This is a genomic window from Sphingobium xanthum (assembly GCF_019737615.1).
Lineage (GTDB): Bacteria > Pseudomonadota > Alphaproteobacteria > Sphingomonadales > Sphingomonadaceae > Sphingobium > Sphingobium xanthum.
Genome location: NZ_JAHKKS010000003.1, coordinates 366831 through 385991, shown reverse-complemented (window position 1 = coordinate 385991; position 19161 = coordinate 366831). Strand labels below are relative to the sequence as shown.

At 67.0% G+C, this 19161-nt stretch carries 19 protein-coding genes; 8 read left to right on the top strand and 11 right to left on the bottom strand.

Features of this window, described 5'->3' with window-relative positions; genetic code table 11:
* Window positions 1–49: 49 nt before the first annotated feature.
* Entirely contained in the window at window positions 50–1210 is a 1161-nt protein-coding gene (locus tag KM135_RS07740) for a penicillin-binding protein activator (RefSeq protein WP_221713410.1), read from the top strand.
* Window positions 1211–1226: 16 nt separating this feature from the next.
* Here KM135_RS07740 and KM135_RS07735 read toward each other — a convergent pair whose 3' ends face one another.
* Both KM135_RS07735 and fsa read right to left on the bottom strand, forming a co-directional pair.
* Window positions 1227–1589: a DUF7079 family protein gene (locus KM135_RS07735; RefSeq protein WP_221713409.1), complete on the bottom strand. Its 363-nt coding sequence runs from the start codon at window positions 1587–1589 to the stop codon at window positions 1227–1229.
* A gap of 128 nt (window positions 1590–1717) precedes the next feature.
* Window positions 1718–2371: a fructose-6-phosphate aldolase gene (gene fsa / locus KM135_RS07730; RefSeq protein WP_221713408.1), complete on the bottom strand. Its 654-nt coding sequence runs from the start codon at window positions 2369–2371 to the stop codon at window positions 1718–1720.
* A gap of 125 nt (window positions 2372–2496) precedes the next feature.
* Here fsa and KM135_RS07725 point away from each other — a divergent pair, with 125 nt between their 5' ends.
* The 4 genes from KM135_RS07725 to KM135_RS07710 all read left to right on the top strand — a co-directional run bounded on the left by KM135_RS07725 (window position 2497) and on the right by KM135_RS07710 (window position 5656).
* The gene (locus KM135_RS07725; protein WP_221713407.1) at window positions 2497–3657 is read left to right on the top strand and encodes a low temperature requirement protein A; all 1161 of its coding nucleotides are present in this window, start codon (window positions 2497–2499) and stop codon (window positions 3655–3657) included.
* Between the two features lie 119 nt (window positions 3658–3776).
* The gene (locus tag KM135_RS07720; RefSeq protein ID WP_221713406.1) at window positions 3777–4424 is read left to right on the top strand and encodes a cytochrome b/b6 domain-containing protein; all 648 of its coding nucleotides are present in this window, start codon (window positions 3777–3779) and stop codon (window positions 4422–4424) included.
* Between the two features lie 9 nt (window positions 4425–4433).
* Window positions 4434–4967, top strand: coding sequence for a helix-turn-helix transcriptional regulator (locus tag KM135_RS07715; protein WP_221713405.1), 534 nt, complete (start codon window positions 4434–4436; stop codon window positions 4965–4967).
* A 41-nt stretch (window positions 4968–5008) separates the two neighbouring features.
* A complete protein-coding gene (locus KM135_RS07710; protein ID WP_246605845.1) occupies window positions 5009–5656 on the top strand; it encodes a VIT1/CCC1 transporter family protein in 648 nt (215 codons plus the stop codon).
* A 27-nt stretch (window positions 5657–5683) separates the two neighbouring features.
* Here KM135_RS07710 and KM135_RS07705 read toward each other — a convergent pair whose 3' ends face one another.
* Complete coding sequence (locus KM135_RS07705; protein ID WP_221713404.1) at window positions 5684–6376, bottom strand: DUF4197 domain-containing protein; 693 nt, start codon at window positions 6374–6376, stop codon at window positions 5684–5686.
* Between the two features lie 117 nt (window positions 6377–6493).
* On the opposite strand from KM135_RS07705, the gene KM135_RS07700 reads away from it, so the two are divergent.
* The gene (locus KM135_RS07700) at window positions 6494–8662 is read left to right on the top strand and encodes a primosomal protein N' (RefSeq protein ID WP_221713403.1); all 2169 of its coding nucleotides are present in this window, start codon (window positions 6494–6496) and stop codon (window positions 8660–8662) included.
* 109 nt (window positions 8663–8771) lie between these two features.
* On the opposite strand, the gene KM135_RS07695 is transcribed toward KM135_RS07700, so the two are convergent.
* The 3 genes from KM135_RS07695 to KM135_RS07685 form a co-directional block, all read right to left on the bottom strand.
* A complete protein-coding gene (locus KM135_RS07695; protein ID WP_221713402.1) occupies window positions 8772–9842 on the bottom strand; it encodes a hypothetical protein in 1071 nt (356 codons plus the stop codon).
* Between the two features lie 79 nt (window positions 9843–9921).
* Window positions 9922–10983, bottom strand: a complete 1062-nt coding sequence (gene ada, locus KM135_RS07690) for a bifunctional DNA-binding transcriptional regulator/O6-methylguanine-DNA methyltransferase Ada (RefSeq protein WP_221713401.1) — start codon at window positions 10981–10983, stop codon at window positions 9922–9924.
* A gap of 2 nt (window positions 10984–10985) precedes the next feature.
* Window positions 10986–11453, bottom strand: coding sequence for a DUF1203 domain-containing protein (locus KM135_RS07685; protein ID WP_221713400.1), 468 nt, complete (start codon window positions 11451–11453; stop codon window positions 10986–10988).
* Window positions 11454–11591: 138 nt separating this feature from the next.
* Here KM135_RS07685 and KM135_RS07680 point away from each other — a divergent pair, with 138 nt between their 5' ends.
* Window positions 11592–13166, top strand: coding sequence for a S1C family serine protease (locus KM135_RS07680; protein WP_221713399.1), 1575 nt, complete (start codon window positions 11592–11594; stop codon window positions 13164–13166).
* An 18-nt stretch (window positions 13167–13184) separates the two neighbouring features.
* Here the strand turns inward: KM135_RS07680 and KM135_RS07675 are convergent, their stop codons facing one another.
* From KM135_RS07675 to KM135_RS07655, 5 genes are all read right to left on the bottom strand, one after another.
* Entirely contained in the window at window positions 13185–14117 is a 933-nt protein-coding gene (locus tag KM135_RS07675; RefSeq protein ID WP_221713398.1) for a DUF808 domain-containing protein, read from the bottom strand.
* A 92-nt stretch (window positions 14118–14209) separates the two neighbouring features.
* Entirely contained in the window at window positions 14210–14938 is a 729-nt protein-coding gene (gene ung / locus KM135_RS07670) for a uracil-DNA glycosylase (RefSeq protein ID WP_221713397.1), read from the bottom strand.
* A gap of 248 nt (window positions 14939–15186) precedes the next feature.
* Window positions 15187–15576, bottom strand: coding sequence for a flagellar export chaperone FliS (locus tag KM135_RS07665; RefSeq protein ID WP_221713396.1), 390 nt, complete (start codon window positions 15574–15576; stop codon window positions 15187–15189).
* Between the two features lie 63 nt (window positions 15577–15639).
* On the bottom strand, window positions 15640–17016 hold the full coding sequence (gene fliD / locus KM135_RS07660) for a flagellar filament capping protein FliD (protein ID WP_221713395.1): 1377 nt from the start codon (window positions 17014–17016) through the stop codon (window positions 15640–15642).
* A 101-nt stretch (window positions 17017–17117) separates the two neighbouring features.
* A complete protein-coding gene (locus tag KM135_RS07655; protein WP_221713394.1) occupies window positions 17118–17486 on the bottom strand; it encodes a hypothetical protein in 369 nt (122 codons plus the stop codon).
* 286 nt (window positions 17487–17772) lie between these two features.
* Between KM135_RS07655 and KM135_RS07650 the strand changes: the two genes are divergently transcribed.
* Window positions 17773–19143, top strand: coding sequence for a hypothetical protein (locus tag KM135_RS07650; RefSeq protein ID WP_221713393.1), 1371 nt, complete (start codon window positions 17773–17775; stop codon window positions 19141–19143).
* Window positions 19144–19161 lie beyond the last annotated feature (18 nt).

The following is a 19161-nucleotide window of genomic DNA, read 5'->3' as shown; positions in this document are numbered from 1 at the left end:
GAGGATAGCCATGGCAGAGAGGAGCCTTGCGGGGCAAGTGAGGTTCGGCATGGCGACAGGCCGTTTGTGGCAACGCCTGGGATTGTTCGGCGTGCTTTTGCTGGCTGCGTGCGGTCGCGTCGTGCCGCCTGCCGCGCCACCGCCACCGCCGCCGCCGACCGTTCAGCAGCCCGATGTGACGCAGGGTCTGCCGACCGATACGGCGCGTCACCGCGTCGCGCTGCTGGTGCCGATGACCGGCGCCAATGCCGGCGTCGGCCGGTCTATTTCCAATGCGACGACCATGGCGCTGCTCGACACCAAGACCGAACGGCTCCGCGTCACCACCTATGACACCGGCAAGGGCGCGGCGATTGCGGCGCGTCAGGCCATCGCGGAAGGTGCCAGGCTCATCCTCGGCCCGCTCACGGCCGATGAGGTCCGGGCCGTGGCGCCGCTCGCGCGCGCCGCCAGCGTGCCGGTCATCAGCTATTCCAATGACGAGAGCGTCGCCGGAAACGGGGTCTATCTGCTCGGTTACAGCCCGGAGCAGTCGGTCGAGCGCGTGGTCGGCTTTGCCCGCCAGCGCGGTCTCTCCAATTTCGCGGCGCTCGTGCCCAAGGGTGTCTATGGCGAGCGCGCCGGCAAGGCCTTCCTTGCCAAGGTGAACGGCGTCGGCGGCACCGTCGTCGCCATGGAGACGTTCGATCGTTCCGCCGGCTCGGTGCAGGCGGCGATCAAGCGACTGCAGACCCGCTCCAGCTATGACGCGCTGCTCATCGCGGATGTCGGCCGCATCGCGCTGCAGGCCGGGCCGCTGGTCCGTGCCAATGGCGGCGCGAGCGCCCGCATTCTCGGCACGGAGCTGTGGAACACCGAGACCGGCCTCTCGGCCAGCACCGCCCTGCGCGGCGCCTGGTATGCCAGCGTCTCAGACGGGCTCTATCGCACGCTCGCGACCAAATATCGCGCCTCCTATGGTGCCGCGCCCTATCGCCTGGCCTCGCTCGGCTATGATTCAGTGCTGCTCGCCGTGCGCATCGCGGCGGACTGGCGGCCGGGCACGGCCTTCCCGGTCGCGCGGCTCGGCGATCCCGAGGGATTCGCCGGCATCGACGGCGCCTTCCGCTTCGACCGCGCCGGCATCGCCGAGCGTTCGCTCGAAGTGCAGGAGATCAATGCGGCTGGCGCCAGCGTGGTGGATGCAGCGCCGAGGGGCTTCGGGAAGTAGGCGGAACAGGACGAGGTCATTCCAGCAGATCGGCGATCGGATACCAGTCATTGGGGATCATCCGGGGTGCGATGATCCGCCAAATCCGCGCGCGCCAAGCTCGGGCCGATTGAGTCTCGATCCAGCGCTCCATGAGTTGCCGGACCTCGTCCTCGCACCAGCGTTCCCATTCGCCCGCGATGGAATAGAGGTTGGTGCCGAACACCGGTGCGACCTCGTTTCGCAGAATATCCTGCAACGCCTCGCGCCGGTACGGCGACCGCCTCAGGACATCCGCGATCCTGCGATGATCCGCCTCGTCGAAAGACGAGTCCAGGAATAGCTCGCTGAGCGCCGTCCAGACCGGCAATCGATCCCGCATGTCGAAGGGCAGGGGCATGGTGCCGACGCTGCCAAAACCGTCGCCTGTCCGCAACCGGCAAAGGCGAGGAGATAGCCCTGTCCTACAGCCCCATCGCCATGGCACGCACACTCACCATGCGCGATACGAGGGAAGTTTGCGAAATTTCAGAGGATCGACTGCCCCGTCGCTTCCCAGTCCTTGGCGAAGGAGGCGAGGCCCTTGTCGGTCAGCACATGGTTGAACAGCGACTTGATGACCGCCGGCGGCGCCGTGATGACATCCGCGCCGATCTTGGCACATTCGAGCACATGGATCGGGTGGCGCAGCGATGCGGCCAGGATCTCGGTGTCGAAGCCGTAATTGTCGTAGATGATGCGGATGTCCTCGATCAGCTTGATGCCGTCGAAGCCATTGTCGTCATGCCGGCCGACGAACGGCGAGATGAAGCTGGCGCCCGCCTTGGCCGCGAGCAGCGCCTGATTGGCCGAGAAGCAGAGCGTCACATTGACCATGCAGCCATCCTGCGTCAGCGCCTTGCAGGTCTTGAGGCCGTCGATGGTCAGCGGCACCTTGATCGTCACATTGTCGGCGATCTTCCGCAGCACCGCCGCTTCCTTCATCATCGTCTCATGATCGAGCGCGACGACTTCGGCCGAGACCGGCCCGGGCACGATCGCGCAGATCTCCGCGATCACTTCCATGAACTTGCGGCCGGACTTGTGGATCAGGGTCGGGTTGGTCGTCACGCCGTCCAGCAGCCCGGTCGCCTCAAGCTCGCGGATTTCAGCGATATCGGCGGTGTCGACGAAGAATTTCATGGCCGGTTGTCCCTCTTGTCCGGTGAGTCTGTCGCTGGCCCTATAGCCGCGCGCGCGGCGTGGCGTAAGGGACGTTGCGCGGCTGCGGGTGCAGGTCTAGCGTCGAGGCTCATTCGGGGGTGAACATGGTCGGATTGCTGCGCGAGCGAACGGGTCACGAGGCGCGGGTCGGCACGGTCGAGCTGTTCTTCGACCTGATCTTCGTGTTCGCCATCACCCAGCTCTCGCATGGCCTGCTTGCGCATCCGAGCTGGATGGGCGCGCTGGAGGCATTGCTTCTGCTGCTCGGGGTGTGGTGGGTGTGGATCTACACCGGCTGGGCGACCAACTGGCTCGATCCTGAGCGGCCCGGCGTCCGTCTGATGCTGTTCGCGCTCATGGGCGTGGGGCTGGTTCTCTCCATGTCGATTCCCGACGCCTTTGCCGAGCGGGGACTCATCTTCGCCGCCGCGCTGGTGATCATGCAGGTCGGCCGCAGCCTGTTCACGGCGCTCGCCCTGCGCCCGCACAACCGGACAAATTATCGCAATTTCGTGCGCATCACGCTCTGGTTCGTCCTCTCCGGTCTTGCCTGGATCGCGGGAGGTCTCGCGCATGGGCAGGAACGGCTGGCGCTCTGGGCGCTCGCGCTGGGCATCGAATATCTCGGTCCATTCGCCAATTTCTACGTGCCGGGGCTTGGCCGTTCGCGCACCGACGAATGGGATATCGAGGGCGGCCATCTCGCCGAGCGCTGCGGCCTGTTCATCATCATCGCACTGGGTGAGACGATCCTCGTGACCGGCGCGACCGCCGCCGAGACTGCCTGGACCGTGCCGATGCTCGCGGTGCTGGTCAGCGCCTTCGTGACGACGCTCGCCATGTGGTGGATCTACTTCAACATCGGGGCCACCCGCGCCAGCCATGTGATCGCGCATCATGCCGATCCCGGCCGTGTCGCCCGCCTCGCCTACACCTATCTCCATTTGCCGATCGTCGCGGGCATCATCGTCTCGGCCGCGGGCGACGAGATGGCACTGGCGCATCCGGTCGGTCATCTTGACGGCGCGACGCTCGCCACAAATCTCGGCGGGCCGATCCTCTTCCTCGCGGGCAATCTGCTGTTCAAATGGGCGACCTGGCGGCGCTGGCCGTTTTCTCACGCGGTCGGCATCGCGCTGCTGCTCGCGGGCGTCCTCGTCCCGTTCCACAGCGGCCTCGAAGTCAGCCTCTGGGCTTGCGCCACGCTCCTGCTGGTCGCGATCTGGGAATCGCGCTCCCTGCGCTCGGCGAGCGACCGGGCCTGACGCCATAAGCAGCTGCGTATCGGGCCATGCTTATGCGCGGCGCTGATGGCGGATTGTACTGCTGATCGTCATGTTCTGGGGGCTGGTGATGGTGCCGGCGGATTCGAGGAAGTGTCATCGTGAGCGTACAAACAAAGCCGCGCCGCTGGGACCCCGTCGTCAAGCTGACGCACTGGTCGATCGCGCTGGCGGTGCTGGCCAATGCCATCGTCACGGAGGAGGGCTCGGCCGCGCATGTCTGGGTCGGCTATGCGCTGGCGTCGATCCTGGGTCTCCGGCTGCTATGGGGCCTTGTCGGACCGGCGGAAGCGCGTTTTTCGGCTTTCCCGCCCAGTCCGCGCAAGGCGCTCGCGCATGTGAGCGAGATTCGGGCACGGACCGCGAGCGAGCATGCCTCGCACAATCCGCTCGGCGCGCTGATGGTCTATGCGATCTGGTCGTGCCTGCTGGTCATCATCGGCACGGGCATTGCCATGGCCGGCCTTCCCGGCGCGGACGAGCGGCAGGACGAGGGCGGGCGCGCAGCCTATGCCGCCTCCTTGGTCGATGTAGCCCAAGGCCGTGACGAAGAAGCCGACATTGGCGCGGAACAGGCCGAGCACGCGGAAGAAGAAGGCGAGCATGAGGAAGGTCCGCTGACCGAAGTGCATGAGGTGGCCGCGAACCTGCTCTACCTGCTCATCCTCCTGCACATCGCCGGCGTCGTCTTCGAGACGCGGCGCAGCGGCCGGCAGGTTGTTCTGGCGATGTTGCCCGGCCGCCGATAATCACGGCCTATGATCTCAAGAGCGCGCAGACTCGACCGAAGAGCCGCCGCGACCACGGTCGTGGTGACGCTTCAGGCCCTGGCGGCGATGTTCTTTCTGGTCGATCTCGCGGGCGATGTGGCGGCCGAAGGCTGGGGCACGCACCTCGCGATCGAGGGGCTCGCGGCGGTCGCCTTGCTGATCGCGGTGGTGATGGGCGCGCTCCAGATCCGCGCGCTGCTGGCTATGGCACGGCGCGACGAGGCGGCGGTCGCCGTGGCGAAAGGCGCGCTGGGCGATCTGATCCAGCTCCGATTCGTGCAATGGCAGCTGACAGCGGCAGAGGCCGATGTGGCCTTGTTCGCCCTCAAGGGCTGCGACATTTCCGAGATTGCGGCGCTGCGCGGCGCGGCTGCGGGGACAGTGCGCGCGCAGCTTGCGCGCATTTACGCCAAGGCGGGCGTGACATCGCATACCGCGCTCGTCGCGACCTTCATCGATGAACTGATGGACAGGCCGATGCCGACGGCGGTGCCGGCCCTGCCCACGGAGAGCAAATCATGAGACCGCATCGCGAGCAACATCTTGTCTCCCGCATCGGCTGACTGCGGGCCGTCGTTCTGGGAGCGAACGACGGGATCGTTTCCACCGCGAGCTTGCTGCTCGGCGTCGCGGCGGCCGGCGCCGAACGTCCGGCCATCCTGATCGCGGGCGTGGCGGGTCTCGTTGCCGGCGCCATGTCGATGGCCGCAGGCGAATATGTCTCGGTCAGCTCGCAAGCGGACACCGAGCAGTCCGACATCAGCCGCGAGCGCAGGGAACTCGCCAGCGCGCCGGAGGCCGAACATGCGGAGCTGGCGGCGATCTATGAAAGTCGCGGCGTCGATCCTGATACGGCGCGGGCCGTCGCCGAACAGATGATGGCGTTCGATGCGCTCGGCGCTCATGCCCGCGACGAATTGCACATCACCGAGCTAACGACCGCCCGCCCCGTGCTCGCGGCGCTGACCTCGGCCGCGACGTTCACCGCGGGCGCGGCCTTGCCGCTGCTGCTTGCGGCACTGTTGCCAATGGCCCTGATCGTTGTCGGGGAAGTGGTCGGATCGATCCTGTTCCTCGCCCTTCTGGGCGCGGTCGGTGCCATTGCCGGTGGTACCCGACCCTGGAAACCGGTCGCGCGCGTCGTCTTCTGGGGTGCGCTCGCCATGGCCTTGACGGCCGGCATAGGCAGGCTGGTGGGAACGAGTCTCTGATCCGTCCGAGGGAATCGGCCCGCCGCTCTAGCCGCCCGCAAGCGTGAGCGCGCCGATCAGCAGCGCATCGTTGGTCTCGCGTGGATTGGCGCGGATCGCCGCTTCCTCCCGCGCGATGGCGCCGTAGATGGCGTCGGCGGTCTTGCGGGTGACGTCGTCGCGCAGGCCGCTGAAGTCGATCCCGGTCCAGGCCTGCAGCGCGATGGTCACGATCTCGTTGTCGAACAGGCGCAGGCCCTCGTCGACGCCGGGCAGCACCGCGCCGACCAGCGCATTGCCCATCGAGGCGCGCAGCAGGTTCGTCGCCGCGCTGCCGCCGCCACGCAGGATGCCGACGGCATCGCTCACCGGCATGTTGCGAATGGCATCAGCGAGAATGGGTGCCGCCCGCTCCGCGCCGCGCTCGGCCGCGCGATTGACCTGCCGGGTGAGCCGGTCGCGCACGATGGCGGAGGTGAGGATGGCGGTCAGCACGCGTCCGCCCGGCGCATCAAAGCGGTCCGGCGGCGCGATGCGGGCGATCTGGCTGTCGTAGAAGCCGCCCGGCGCCATGAGCTGAGCCATGGCCCGCTGCGAGCTGAGGCTGAGCAGCCGGCGCACGGCCTCGGTTAGGCTGAGACCGGATTGGGTGCAGCCGGGGAGCAGGAGCAGCGGCAGGGCGATTCCCGCCGAGACGATGGCGCGGCGGGCGATCGCGGTGTCCATGACGAGTTCGCGCATCTGTCTCTCCCTTGCGTTGATGGCAGCCCTTCCTAGACCCGCATCCGATCGTGCGAAAGCGGAAGCAGAACACGCAGGGGGATTCCAACTGCCCGTCGCAATCACTAAGTGCCGTCCATGACCCGCGCCCGGCTCATCCTTTTGAACGCTGCCCTCGGGCCGCTCGATTATCGCGTGCCGCAGGGCATGACGATCGAGCCGGGTCAGATCGTCGTGGCGCCGCTCGGGCCGCGTCCGATGGTCGGCGTCGTGTGGGACGAGGAGAGCTTCCCCGATGTGCCGAGCGTGGGCGACAATCGCCTGCGCCCGCTCATGGGCATGCTGGATGCGCCGCCTTTGCCTGCGTCATTGCGGCGGCTGATCGAATGGACGGCGGACTATTATCTCGCGCCGCACGCGGCCGTGCTGCGCATGGCGCTGGCCTCCATGTCCGCGCTCGAGGGTGGCAAGACCGTCATCGAGTATCGCCAGAGCGGCGTCCTTCCCGAGCGCATGACGCCACAACGCTTGCAGGCGCTGGAGCGGATCGGCGAGCGGCAGGGGCTGGTGCGCGAGCTGGCGGCGATCGGCGGCGTGACCGATGCCGTGATTCGCGGCCTTGTGAAGCAGGGCGTGCTGGAAGCCGTCGAGGTCTCGACCGACCTGCCTTTCCCGGAGCCCGATCCCGACCATGCGCAGGTGGACCTCAGCGACGAGCAACAGGCTGCGGCCGATCGGCTCGTCGCGCTCGTCGCGCAGCGTGGCTTTCAGGCCGTGCTGCTCGATGGCGTCACCGGATCGGGCAAGACCGAAGTCTATTTCGAGGCCATCGCGCAGGCGCTGAAACAGGGCTCGCAAGTGCTCGTGCTGCTGCCCGAGATCGCGCTGACCGAGCCGTTCCTCGATCGCTTCGCCGCGCGCTTCGGCCATGTGCCGGTCGCCTGGCATTCGGGCCTCAAACAGTCCGACCGGCGCCGGGCCTGGCGCGCAATCTCGCGCGGCGAGGCGCGGGTCGTGGTGGGTGCGCGCTCGGCGCTTTTCCTGCCTTATGCGAAGCTCGGCCTGATCGTCGTCGACGAAGCGCACGAGACCAGTTTCAAGCAGGAAGAGGGCGTGCGCTATCATGCCCGCGATGTCGCGGTGATGCGCGGGCTCATGGAGGAAATCCCGGTCGTGCTCGCCTCGGCCACGCCCGCCATCGAGACGCGCCATCAGGTCGAGCTTGGCCGCTACGAGGAGATCAAGCTGCCCGCCCGCTATGGCGGCGCCGAGTTGCCGGAGATCGTCGGCATCGACCTGACACAGGACCCGCCGGATCGCGGCCGCTGGCTGGCGCCGCCGCTTGTCGCCGCGATGCGCGAGACGCTGGAGCGGAGCGAGCAGTCGCTGCTGTTCCTCAACCGGCGCGGCTATGCGCCGCTGACACTCTGCCGGCATTGCGGCTACCGCTTCCAATGCCCCAATTGCTCGGCCTGGATGGTCGAGCATCGGCTGACGCGGCGCCTCGCCTGCCATCATTGCGGCCACGCCGTCGCAACGCCCGATGCCTGCCCGGAATGCAAGGAGCCCGATGCGCTCGTCGCCTGCGGGCCGGGCGTTGAGCGCATTGCCGACGAGGTGAAAGCGCTCTTTCCCGAGGCGCGGACGGCCATCGTCACGTCGGACACGCTCTGGTCACCCGCGCGAGCCGCCGCCTTCGTGCGGGACGTGGCGGGCGGCGCGGTCGATATCATCATCGGCACGCAACTCGTCACCAAGGGCTATCATTTCCCCGAGCTGACCCTGGTCGGTGTGATCGATGCCGATCTCGGGCTCGATGGCGGCGATCTGCGCGCGGCCGAGCGGACCTTCCAGCAGATCACGCAGGTTTCCGGGCGGGCGGGGCGCGGGGAAAAGCCCGGCCGCGTCTTCATTCAGACGCGCGCGCCGGGCGTGCCGGTCATGCAGGCCTTGCTGAACGGCGACGAGGCGGCTTTCTATGCGGCGGAAACGGCGAGCCGCCGCGCCGCCAATGCGCCGCCTTTCGGCCGCTTCGCCGCGATCATCGTGAGCGATACCGATGCGGCGCTGGCGCAGGAGACGGCCCGCCGGATCGGCAAGGCCGCGCCACATCAGGAGGGGCTGGATGTCTATGGGCCCGCCGAGGCACCACTGGCGGTCCTGCGCGGTCGGCACCGCTGGCGGCTGCTCGTGCATGCCCGCCGCGCCGTCGATCTTCAGGCCATCATGCGTAACTGGCTTTCCAGCATAGACTGGAAAGCCAGTACGCGCGTTGGCGTGGACGTCGATCCCTACAGCTTCGTCTGAGGCTGCCCCTTCGGAAAAGTTGCAGCCGCCCGGCGGGTGGGAGGGGGTTGGTGCCGGGCGACTGCTGCGACCGCGACGGGGCGGGTCGTTCTTGTTATATGGTGAACTCTCAGGTCGTGGCGGGCTTCCATCCTTGCGGACGGAACGATACGGGCTTCCTGTTTCCGAAATCGTACACCGCGGATCGCTGTTCCGACGTGCGCGCAGCCACGGCGGCGGCTACTGGAACGGTCTCGGCAACCATGGCCGGCCCTTCCGGCGCATGACCATGATGCATCAGGAACTCGGCGCGACGCAGACGCTTGCGGCGCGTCAGGAACGGGTTCTCAGCGGACGGCTCCTCGGCGACCATCGCTTCGAGATTGCTGAAGCGCTCGCCAGCAGGCGCCGTCTTCACCGTGGGCGTTGCCCAGGCGGCAGGCGTCACGGCGACAGGCTCGGCAACGGCCGGTTCCGGATCGGCGACGCGCGGCGTGGCGACCACGGGCGCGATGATCGGATCGGCAATCACCTCTTCACGAGCGACAACCGGGGCCGGGGCACGAACGAGCTCTGCATCATAAGCATTCTCGCGACTGTCGCGGCGACGCAACATCGCGAACGCGGCAGCACCGAGTATCAGCAGGGCGCCGCCGCCGCCGAGGACCCAATAGACGCTGTTATCACTGCTCTGGGCGCTGGCCGGAGCAGCCTCGACCGGTGCCGCTTCGACAGGCATCGTCTCGGAAGGCGTGATCGTCGGCAGGCTGGACGTCGATGCGACGCTCTCGCTCGGAGCCGGCGTCACGATCGGCGCTGCGGCAGGAGCCTGCGCGGCGACTCGCGGCTGGCGCTCGACAGGCGCGGCACGGGCCTCACGCTGCGGCGTGGCGCGCTCCGTCCGCTCGGCGCTGCGCACCGGCGCAGGCTCGCTGGCGGCCGGCACATCGGGCAGCGTCGGCGCGGCCACGATGGTCGGAGCCGGGCTCGGCGCGGACACCGGCGGCGCTACGCTCGGAAGCGGGATTGCCGGCGGCGCGACCGTTGCCGGAGCAGCGGGCGCAACCGGCGCCGGATCGGCGGCAACCGGGGGTGCAGCAGCCGGATCGGCAAGCTGCGCGATGGCAGGGGTTGAACCAAGCACCAGGACGGCGGCAATCGCCGTCAGCGCGGGGCGGGAGAGGGTGATTTGTTTCGTCATAGCCACCGGGAAATCCGCGACTCGGACGGACGGTTTCCCCGAAAAGGTCTGATTTCGGCGGTTCGTTTCTCTGGAGCGATCAGTTGACGTTCCCGGAAACCTCCGATTCGCGGCTCAAAAGCGCCTTTTTCCGGGCCAAACCATAGGCATAGCCGCCCAGACTCCCATCGCTGCGCAAAACGCGGTGGCAGGGGATCAGAACGGCCAGATTGTTGTCGCCGCACGCCGTTCCAGCAGCGCGGACCGCACCCGGCTTGCCGACGGCGCGCGCAATATCCTGATAGCTCCGGGTCTCGCCGGCCGGGATTGCCCGCAGCGCGGCCCAGACGGCTTGCTGAAATGCGGTGCCCGCGACATCGATCGGCAAGTCGATCGCGCGGGCGGGGTCGTCGACTAGCGCGACCACATCGGTCACCAGTGCGGCGAAGTCCTCGTCGCCGCTGTTGATCGTCGCCTTGGGAAAGCGCTCACGCAGCGCAGCCTCGTCCTCGTCGAAGGCGATACGGCAGAGGCCCTTGTCCGTCGCGGCGACGAGCAGCGGCCCGAGCGAGCTCTGTGCGACCGCGAAGCGGATCGCCGTGCCTTCGCCGCCCTTGCGCCATGCCGAGGGGCTCATTCCGAGATGGGCTGCGGCATCCGCATAGGCCCGGCTCGGCGCTTCATAGCCGGCGTCATAGATCGCGTCGGTGATCCGTCCATCGCCTTCGAGCGCGTCGCCCAGGCGCCTCGCACGAAGCGCGCGCGCATAGGCCGCCGGCGAGACGCCGAGATCGCGCGTGAACAGGCGCTGGAAATGGTGCGGGGCATAGCCGACCGCCTCGGCGAGCTCGGCCAGGGCCGGGATGCTCTCGCCCTGCTCGATCAGCGCCACGGCCTTGGCGATCGCCGCGCGGTCACGGCTGATCTCGTCCGGCTTGCAGCGCAGGCAGGGGCGATAGCCGGCATCGCGCGCCGAGGCGGTATCGGGCAGCAGCTCGACATTCTCGCGCCGGGGCCTCCGGGCCGGGCAACTCGGGCGGCAGTAGATGCGCGTGGTCTTCACCGCGACGACGAAACGGCCGTCCATCGTCCGGTCGCGAGCCTCGAAGGCGGCATAGGCCGCATCTTCGCTGAGCTGGGGATCGGAAAAGGCAGTGGCCATGATCAGTTCCTGTCGATCCGCGCGGCGAAGCAGCCGTGCGCGGCATTATGGGCATGTATATAGGTGACGTCGTCGCGGGCGAACAGCGCGCGGATGGCCGGATCGGCCTCGCCGGGCGCGGCGAGCTTGGCGTCGCGCAGCATGCCGTCGGCATCGAAGCCGCGCAGGGCGAGCGGACGGCCCTCGAACACCGGCGGCGTGCAATCGACGAACGGGCCGGTCGGCTCCGCGTCGGCGCGCACATAGATGGCGTAAGCCGATCGATACGGCGTGGCGACGTCATGGCTGACATGATGGACGAGCATCAGCGTCTCGCCTTCCCGCGCATCGACAAGGCTCACCCGGCAGGGCCAGCCGCGATCCGCGCCGGCGACGACGCGCTTCGCCCGCATCGTCGCCAGGGTTTCGTCATCGAGATCGAACAACGCCGCGAAAGGCGCGAGGGGAAGGCCGGAAATGCGGTAGGTCATGATTGCTCTCGCCATGCTGTTGCGATGAGGCGCTTATGCCCCGGCAGCCGCCGCGCCGCTTCCCGTGGCTTGCGCTCAAAGCGAGCCCGCTGCGAATCCCCCTGTCGGGACGCTGCCGGGGCCGCTAAGAAGCGTGCCATGATTCAGTGCCGTCTCCGGCTGTTCGCCCGCTTCTCAACCCTTCTCCTGCTCGCGGTCACGTCCCTGATCGCGGCGCCGGCCCATGCGGACGGGCAGGATATCGCCGCTGCCTCGCGCAGCGTGGTGCGTATCGCGCTGGCCGCGACGGACGGCGAGAATGCCTATTTTGTCGGCCATGGCAGCGGCGTCGTCATCGCGCCGGGCCGCGTGCTCACCAATGCCCATGTTGTCGAGCTGACACGCAGCGAGCCGAATATCGTCATCGGCGTCATCCCCGCCGAGGGCACGAAGAGCTATGGCGGCCGTGTCATCGCCTATTCGCCGGGCAATGATCTTGCGCTGATCGCGGTCGACAATGCCGAGCTGCCGGTCGCGACCTTCTTCGGCGGTGCGCCCGGCGACGGCGAGCGCGTCACGGCGATCGGCTATCCCGGCTCGGTCGATCGGGCGCAGGGCATGAGCATCGAGGACATCATCAAGCCGATGACGGCGGTGCGCACGTCCGGCACGGTCTCGGCCGGGCGCGCCTCCAAGCAGTTCGACACGGTGCTGCACACGGCGCCGCTCGCCTCTGGCAATAGCGGCGGGCCGCTGGTCGATGATTGCGGCCGGGTGATCGGCGTGAACAGCTTCGGTTCCTTGTCCGAAGGCAGCGACGCCGAATATGGCTTCGCCGTCTCCAATCGGGAGATCGCCAGCTTCCTGCGGCAGGCCGGCGTGCAGGTGCGCCGATCGAGCGAGCCGTGTCGTTCCATGGCGGAGATAGAGGCGGCGCAACAGGCCGCCGATGAGCGCGCGCGTGCGGAAGCCGAGCGCCGCGCCGGCGATGCGGCGATCGCGCAACGCGAAAAGGCGCTCGATGCGCGCGAGGAAGCGCAGCAGCAGGTCATTGCGAAACGCGAGAACATGATGGCGCTGGCCGCGCTGCTCCTGGCAGCCGCGGCCGTGGCGGGCGGCGCGGCTCTGCTCGGACAGAACAAGGGCGATAGCGGGCGTGCCCGCAAGCTGGGAGCGCTGGCGGGCGTGCTGCTGCTCGGTGCGGTGATCGCGTTCGCGCTGCGGCCCGGCTTCGGCGACGGCGAAGAGGTTGCCGACAACGGCGCCGGCAACAGTGCAGCGGAAGCGGCGGTGCCGGATGGCGCGGGCGACAAGCTTTGCCGGATCGACACGTCGCTCAGTCGTGTGACGATGTCCGAGACAGCCGATGTTCCGTTCAGCTGGACCGCCGAAGGCTGTCTCAACGGACAGACCCAGTTCGTGCAACAGGCGGCAGGCGCCTGGACGCGTGTCCTCGTGCCGTCTCGCGAGCCGACCATCTCGGTGCGGCATTTCGATCCGGTGATCGGCCGCTATCGCACCGACAATTATCTGGTCGATGCCGAACTGGCCGCCACCGCTCGCGCGGCGCGGGATCGCGTGACATGGTCCGGCTGCACGGCCGATCCCGAGCGCCTTGCCGAACTGACCCGCGTGCAGTCGGAGATCCGGGCGATCTTGCCCGCACAGCCCAACGAGCGTCTGGTCTATCAGTGCCGGGACGCGAAAGCCGACGCGGCAGCTGCGCCGCGCTGAGCGGACTGTCGATCCGCCCTAGTGAGCCGGCTTGCCGCGCGCTCTGGCGACCGCATGGACGATCCCCACGATCACGAGACCGACGAGGAAGCCGAAGATCGCCGAAAGCAAGGCGCCGATCGCCCAGACCAGCAGAGCCGCATGGCCGAACACCTCGCTCGCGCCGTGGACCAGATGCGGCAGCGCCTCGAGCGGCGTGCCTTCCAGCCCGTGGATGATGATGCCGCCACCCACCCAGAGCATCGCCCCCATGCCGATCGTTTCCAGGAAGCCGAGGATCATCGGCATCGCCTTCACCATTCCGCGACCCAGATGCTGCAAGGCGGCCGAGGGCTTTCGCGCCAGATGCAGGCCGATATCGTCGAGCTTCACGATCAGCGCGACCATCCCATAGACGCCGACCGTCACCAGCAGGCCCACGACGACCAGCACGGCCGCTTGCGTCACCAACGGACGGTCCGAGACATCGGCCAGCGCAATCGCCATGATCTCGGCCGAGAGGATGAGGTCTGTGCGGATCGCGCCGGAGACTTTCTCCTGCTCCAGATGGGCGGGGTCGCCTTCCTCCATGGCGTCGCCTTCGCCGTCAGTGGCGGCATGGAACAGCTCCAGGATCTTCTCCGCCCCCTCGAAGCAGAGGAACGCGCCGCCGATCATCAGCAGCGGCGTGATCGCAACTGGCAGGAACGCGCTCAGCAGCAGCGCCGCAGGCAGCAGGATGAGCAGCTTGTTGCGGAGCGATCCGAGCGCGATGCGCCAGATCATCGGCAATTCGCGCTCGGGCGAGAAGCCGGTGACATAGGTCGGCGTGACGGCGGTATCGTCGACCACCACGCCCGCCGCCTTCATGCTCGCCTTGCCGGCGGCGGCGGAGACATCGTCGAGCGAGGCGGCGGCCAGCCGCGCGATGGCGGCAACGTCGTCGAGAAGGGCGGCAAGGCCGGAAGCCATGAGGAGGGTCCATCCGAATCAGGGGCTTTCCGACACTTGCCGCAACTGCGAGCAAGTGGGAAGCGCGACGACCCTAAAACGCTGGACCCGCCCTAAATCCCGGGATCATTCGGCAAAGCCCAGTCGATCGTCCCGCGACCCTGCGCTTCCAGAAAGGCATTGGCCCGCGAGAAATGCCGGCAGCCGAAGAAGCCGTTATAGGCCGAGAGCGGCGAGGGATGCGGCGAGCGCAGCACCAGATGCCGACCGCCCTGCGCCGCATCCTGTACGAAGCCGGCCTTTTTCTGCGCATAGGCGCCCCAGAGCAGGAAGGCGACCGGCGCCTCCTGCGCCGCCACGCGCGCGATCACCGCGTCGGTGAAGCGCTCCCAGCCCTTGCCGGCATGCGCGCCGGCCTGACCCTGTTCGACCGTCAGCACGCTGTTGAGCAGCAGCACGCCCTGCTGCGCCCAATGCGCCAGATAGCCGTGACCGGGCGGCGTGAAGCCGATGTCCTCGCGCAATTCCTTGAAGATGTTGACGAGACTGGGCGGCGGCGGCACGCCCGGCAGTACCGAGAAGCAGAGGCCATGCGCCTGGCCGGGTCCGTGATAGGGATCCTGTCCGAGGATGACGGCGCGCACGGCGGGCAGCGGCGTCAGCGCCAGCGCGTTGAACCAGTCGTTGCCGCGCGGGAAGATGCGGGCGCCGGCCGCCTTGCGCTCCACCAGATACTGCCTGAGCTGGCTCATGTAAGGCGCGACGAACTCGTCGCCGAGCGCGTCGCGCCAGCTCGGGTCGAGAGCGGTGGGGATCGCGGGCGTTTGGGTTGGGGCGCTCATGGGCGATGCCTATCGCCCGGGCGCACCCCCGCCAAGCGGGAAAAGGGGTGGCGGCCCCCCGGGGACGTTGGGGGGCCGCCGGTGCTGAACAGGATTGTATCGGCGCGATGCCCTGAAAGAGCGGAATGTCGATACAATCTTGGGTTTGGCGACTCTCTTGGGGACGTTGGGGAGCCGCCGGTGCTGAACCAGGGTTGGCGGTCCCCGGGGACGTTGGGGACCGCCGTGCTGAACCTGGGTTGCTGAACTCAGCCGATCTCCGTCCAGGCGGCGGCGATATCGGCGATGAAGCCGCGGGCCGCTTCCATCGGCGCGGGGTCGCTGACGGTGGTGGCGGTCAGCATGCGGCGGCGCACTTCGCGATAGACGGTGGCGAGGCTCGTGGCGACATCACCGCCACGGTCGAAGTCGAGGCTGGTCTCCAGCGCGTGGAGGATGGTCAGCGCACGGGTCTGGCGGTCAAGCCACTTGTGACGGTCGCCGGTCTTGAGCGCGACGAGGGCCGTGTCCAGGCAGAGCAGCAGCTCGTCATAGAGAATACGCACGAGCTGGTGGGGCGTCGCGCCTTCCACGCGGCTGCCAGTGTCGATCGCCGCATAGCGCTTTGCCGCCTTGATCGATTGCTGACCCATGTACATTGCCGTTCTTCCTTATCTCTCTGGTCCGAAAAGATTGTATTCTGGCCGCTCAGGCCCTCGTCATCAGTCGCCGCCGTTCCAGGCGGAGATCTGCTGATCGAGATAGGATTGCGTGCTCTTGAGGCGCAGCAGCTGCGTCTGCATGGCCGAATAGGTCTTGGTCAGGCGGGCTGAATAGTCGGCGCGATCGTCGGTCAGCTTGTCGAGCTGGTCCTGCAGGCTGGTCTTCAGCTTGTCATAGACCGCCTTGGAACTGGCGAGCGGGCCGCTGGTGCCGTTCAGATAGTCGGTGATCCCCTTGAGCGCGCCGCCGAGGCCCGGCTTCGTCGTGCTCGATACGGTCGGGTTCAGCAGCTGGGTGACGCCTTCCGGATCGGCCGCGAGCGCCGCGTTCAGCGTCTTGGTGTTGAGGGTCAGCGTGCCGTCGCGCTCGGTGCGAACGCCCAGGTCGCTCAGCGTCTTGTAGGTGCCGGTGTCCGAGAGCTGCATCGTGGCGAGTGTCGCCAGGCGGCGCGACATTTCGCGGGCGCCGGTGTCGGAGGAGAGCAGGCCGGCGCTGCCACTCGTGCCCATCGAGGTGTTCAGGGCCCTCTTCAGATTGTTGTACGCCGCGACGAACTCCTGGACGAGATCGCTCATGCTGCTCGTCGGCTGGTCGGTCGCCAGCGTGACCGTCGTGCCGATCGCCGCCTTGTTGAGGTCGATGCGCACATAGGGGATCGCGGTCGTGATTTCGTTCGAGGCGAATTCCATATCGACATTGTCGAGACGGATCTTGGCATTGGCGGCCGTCTGGCTGCGCGTCATCGATCCGGCCGAGCCGTCCCAGGTGAAGCGCTGCAGGTCGGTGTCTGCATTGGGCTCCGCAGTCAGCGTGAACGCCTTGTCCACGCCGCTCTCGCCCTTGAGGACGAGCCGCGCGCCGGACTGGTCGGTGACGACCGTGGCGGTGACGCCGGCGCCGGAGGCGTTGATCTTGGTGGCGAGGTCGGCGAGTGTCGCGCCAGCCGTCAGCGAGATCGTCTTGACCGTCGAGCCGACGGTCAGCGTGAGGTCGCCCGTGCCGGCGACGGCCGTGGCGCTCGTCAGAGTCGACGACTGCAGCACCTGGGCGGCAGCGAGCTGACGCACTTCGAGCTGGGCCGGCAGGCCCTTGGGGATGCCGCCCGCAATCAGGCTGACCGTTGCGATGGAGGCATCGTTGGAGACGGGCTGGCCGTTGTAGCTGCTGCTCTTGAGCAGCTCGGTCAGCGCGTTGGAGAAGGTGTCGAGCGAGCTCTTGGCCGAGGCAAGCGCGGAAATGCGCGCATTCGCCGTCGTCATCCGCGTGCCCACCGCGTTTTCGCGCGGGTCGAAGCTGGCGCTGGTCAGATCCGCCACGAGCTGAGCCGTGTTGATACCCGATCCAACCCCCAGAGTAGATGCAATATCGATTGCCATGATGCGTCGTCCCTTCAAGGCTCAGAACGGCGGCACGCGCGGAACCTTTAGGTGGCCCGCCCAAAAAAGATTCGATTCCGGCGCCGGCCGTTCGCTGCCGTTCAGGCGGCGGCAGCCTCGATCATCAGGGGCGATGGATTGGCCTGCGCCGCCCGCGCCTGCGCGACCCGCGCGGCGACCGACTGCGCGACCTGCGCGACGAAGGCGACCATCTGTGGATCGGCCGGCGGCAGCGGCAGGATGACGACGGGATTGGGCATCAGCGCCATGAGGCTGCGCTCGGCCGAACTGACCTTTTCATCGACCTTGTTGGCCGTCGGCTCGATACGCGCGAGCACATCGGCGATGTCGGCCTTCAGCTTGGCGTAGTCAGCCGCTCCGGCGGACCGCGGGGTCACGCTCGGCTGATGGGCCTTGTCCGCTTCGGTGCTGCTGGACGCCGTGTCCTCGATCGGGAGGACACGTACCACGGGACTGCGTTCAGTCGCGTTCGGCACCGGAGCCACCGGACCCGTCCGGGGCAGAAAGTCGTTCATGACACACCATTTCTAATGTGTCCCCGTAACCAAGATACGGACGAAACCGATGAACCTTTAATTCACGATCTTTTGCCGTCGTGACGGGTGAGTCGCCGGAGTCGAGTCGACGGCGGTCGTGCCAATATCCGGCGCGTTGTGGACAGGCTTCTTGCTGGACTGCCAAAGCAGGCAATGGTATCTATTTGCAAAATGCAAAATCGTTGAATGGAGAGGGATTATGCTGGGACAGTATATTATCTCTGCCTCATCGGCGCCTGTCCAAGATAATTTCAGGACAGTTGACATAGGTCACGAATTATTTCTTCAATATAATGAAGATATTGACCTGATTTCTTGTCATTCCAATTCCGTTCACGTCAAAATCCTCGGGCAGATACTTGATATAGAAAACAATGATTTGCCCATGACTGCCGAGAACTTCGAGGATTATATTTATGCCTTTGCCGGGCGCTTCATTGCCATCGTGAACCTGTTCGACGAGATCCGTGTGTATCTCGACCCGGGGGGGGTTCTGCCATTCGTCTATTCATCGGCCCACAGGATCGGCGCTTCGGGTCCGGGCTTGATCGGGGCGCTGCCCTATGACGAGGATCGCAAGCAAACAGTTGAACGATGCGAGTGGCTGCCCTTCGGCCTCACCGCCAAAAAAGATGTCCGGCGCCTCCTCCCCAACCATTATCTCGACCTGAAGACTTGGTCCGCGCACCGGCATTGGTCCGTTCCGGAGGAAGTCGAGACCCGCTCCTTCGACGAGAATATCGAGATCATCGCCAGCACCGTCTCCCGCACGATCGACGCGGCCGCCGCGCGCTGGCCGCTCGTCCTGCCGTTAACCGGCGGCTATGACTCGCGCATGCTGCTATCCTGCGCGCTCGCTCAGCGGGACCGGCTGCTTTGCTACACAACCGGCGGCGGTGCGGGATCGTGGGATGCGCAATCGGCCGCGAAGATCGCCGGCACGATGGGGATCGAGCATCTCATCGTCCAACGGACCGATGCCACGCCTGCGGAGCGGGCCGATTGGCGGGAGAAGACGGGGTATAGCGTGGCCGGATCGGCATCCCGCACATCGAGAAGCGCGTGGACGCATCTTGACGGAAAAGCCAGCCTGGTCGGCTTTGCGGGCGAGGTGGGCCGCTGTTATTATGGCTATGGCTATAATGAGCAACGTCCGCTGACCGGCGAAGCGCTGCTACAGGTGCTGAACATCACGCCATTCGAGGACGCAGTCGCCGCGGCGAATGCGTGGCTCGCGCCGTTCTCTCGGTCCAGCCACCGGCGTGTGTTCGACGCGGCCTATATCGAGCAGCGTCTCGGTTGCTGGGCCGGGCCGCAGTCAGCGGGAGGACAGCGAGCGCTGGCGAGCATCGTGCCGATGAATCACCGGTCGGTTTATCAGGCGATGCTGGATGTCCAACCCGGCCTGCGACATCGCAATGCCATTCACGCCGCGATCGTCGCCCGGCGCACGCCAGAGCTTGCGCGCATCCCATACCGGCCGCCGGAACCGTTCAAGGCCAAGGCTCGGCGGGTCGTCACGGCGGCGAAGCGTGGCCTGAGAGACCTCGTGCAACTTTCGGGTCGCTGACGTTCCGGTGTTTGCGCG

Bases quoted from the DNA above. Each gene is read 5' to 3' on its own strand.
- KM135_RS07740 (WP_221713410.1), top strand. From the start codon at position 50: ATGGCGACAGGCCGTTTGTGGCAACGCCTGGGATTGTTCGGCGTGCTT.
- KM135_RS07735 (WP_221713409.1), bottom strand. From the start codon at position 1,589: ATGCCCCTGCCCTTCGACATGCGGGATCGATTGCCGGTCTGGACGGCG.
- fsa (WP_221713408.1), bottom strand. From the start codon at position 2,371: ATGAAATTCTTCGTCGACACCGCCGATATCGCTGAAATCCGCGAGCTT.
- KM135_RS07725 (WP_221713407.1), top strand. From the start codon at position 2,497: ATGGTCGGATTGCTGCGCGAGCGAACGGGTCACGAGGCGCGGGTCGGC.
- KM135_RS07715 (WP_221713405.1), top strand. From the start codon at position 4,434: ATGATCTCAAGAGCGCGCAGACTCGACCGAAGAGCCGCCGCGACCACG.
- KM135_RS07705 (WP_221713404.1), bottom strand. From the start codon at position 6,376: ATGCGCGAACTCGTCATGGACACCGCGATCGCCCGCCGCGCCATCGTC.
- KM135_RS07700 (WP_221713403.1), top strand. From the start codon at position 6,494: ATGACCCGCGCCCGGCTCATCCTTTTGAACGCTGCCCTCGGGCCGCTC.
- KM135_RS07695 (WP_221713402.1), bottom strand. From the start codon at position 9,842: ATGACGAAACAAATCACCCTCTCCCGCCCCGCGCTGACGGCGATTGCC.
- ada (WP_221713401.1), bottom strand. From the start codon at position 10,983: ATGGCCACTGCCTTTTCCGATCCCCAGCTCAGCGAAGATGCGGCCTAT.
- KM135_RS07685 (WP_221713400.1), bottom strand. From the start codon at position 11,453: ATGACCTACCGCATTTCCGGCCTTCCCCTCGCGCCTTTCGCGGCGTTG.
- KM135_RS07680 (WP_221713399.1), top strand. From the start codon at position 11,592: ATGATTCAGTGCCGTCTCCGGCTGTTCGCCCGCTTCTCAACCCTTCTC.
- KM135_RS07675 (WP_221713398.1), bottom strand. From the start codon at position 14,117: ATGGCTTCCGGCCTTGCCGCCCTTCTCGACGACGTTGCCGCCATCGCG.
- ung (WP_221713397.1), bottom strand. From the start codon at position 14,938: ATGAGCGCCCCAACCCAAACGCCCGCGATCCCCACCGCTCTCGACCCG.
- KM135_RS07665 (WP_221713396.1), bottom strand. From the start codon at position 15,576: ATGTACATGGGTCAGCAATCGATCAAGGCGGCAAAGCGCTATGCGGCG.
- fliD (WP_221713395.1), bottom strand. From the start codon at position 17,016: ATGGCAATCGATATTGCATCTACTCTGGGGGTTGGATCGGGTATCAAC.
- KM135_RS07650 (WP_221713393.1), top strand. From the start codon at position 17,773: ATGCTGGGACAGTATATTATCTCTGCCTCATCGGCGCCTGTCCAAGAT.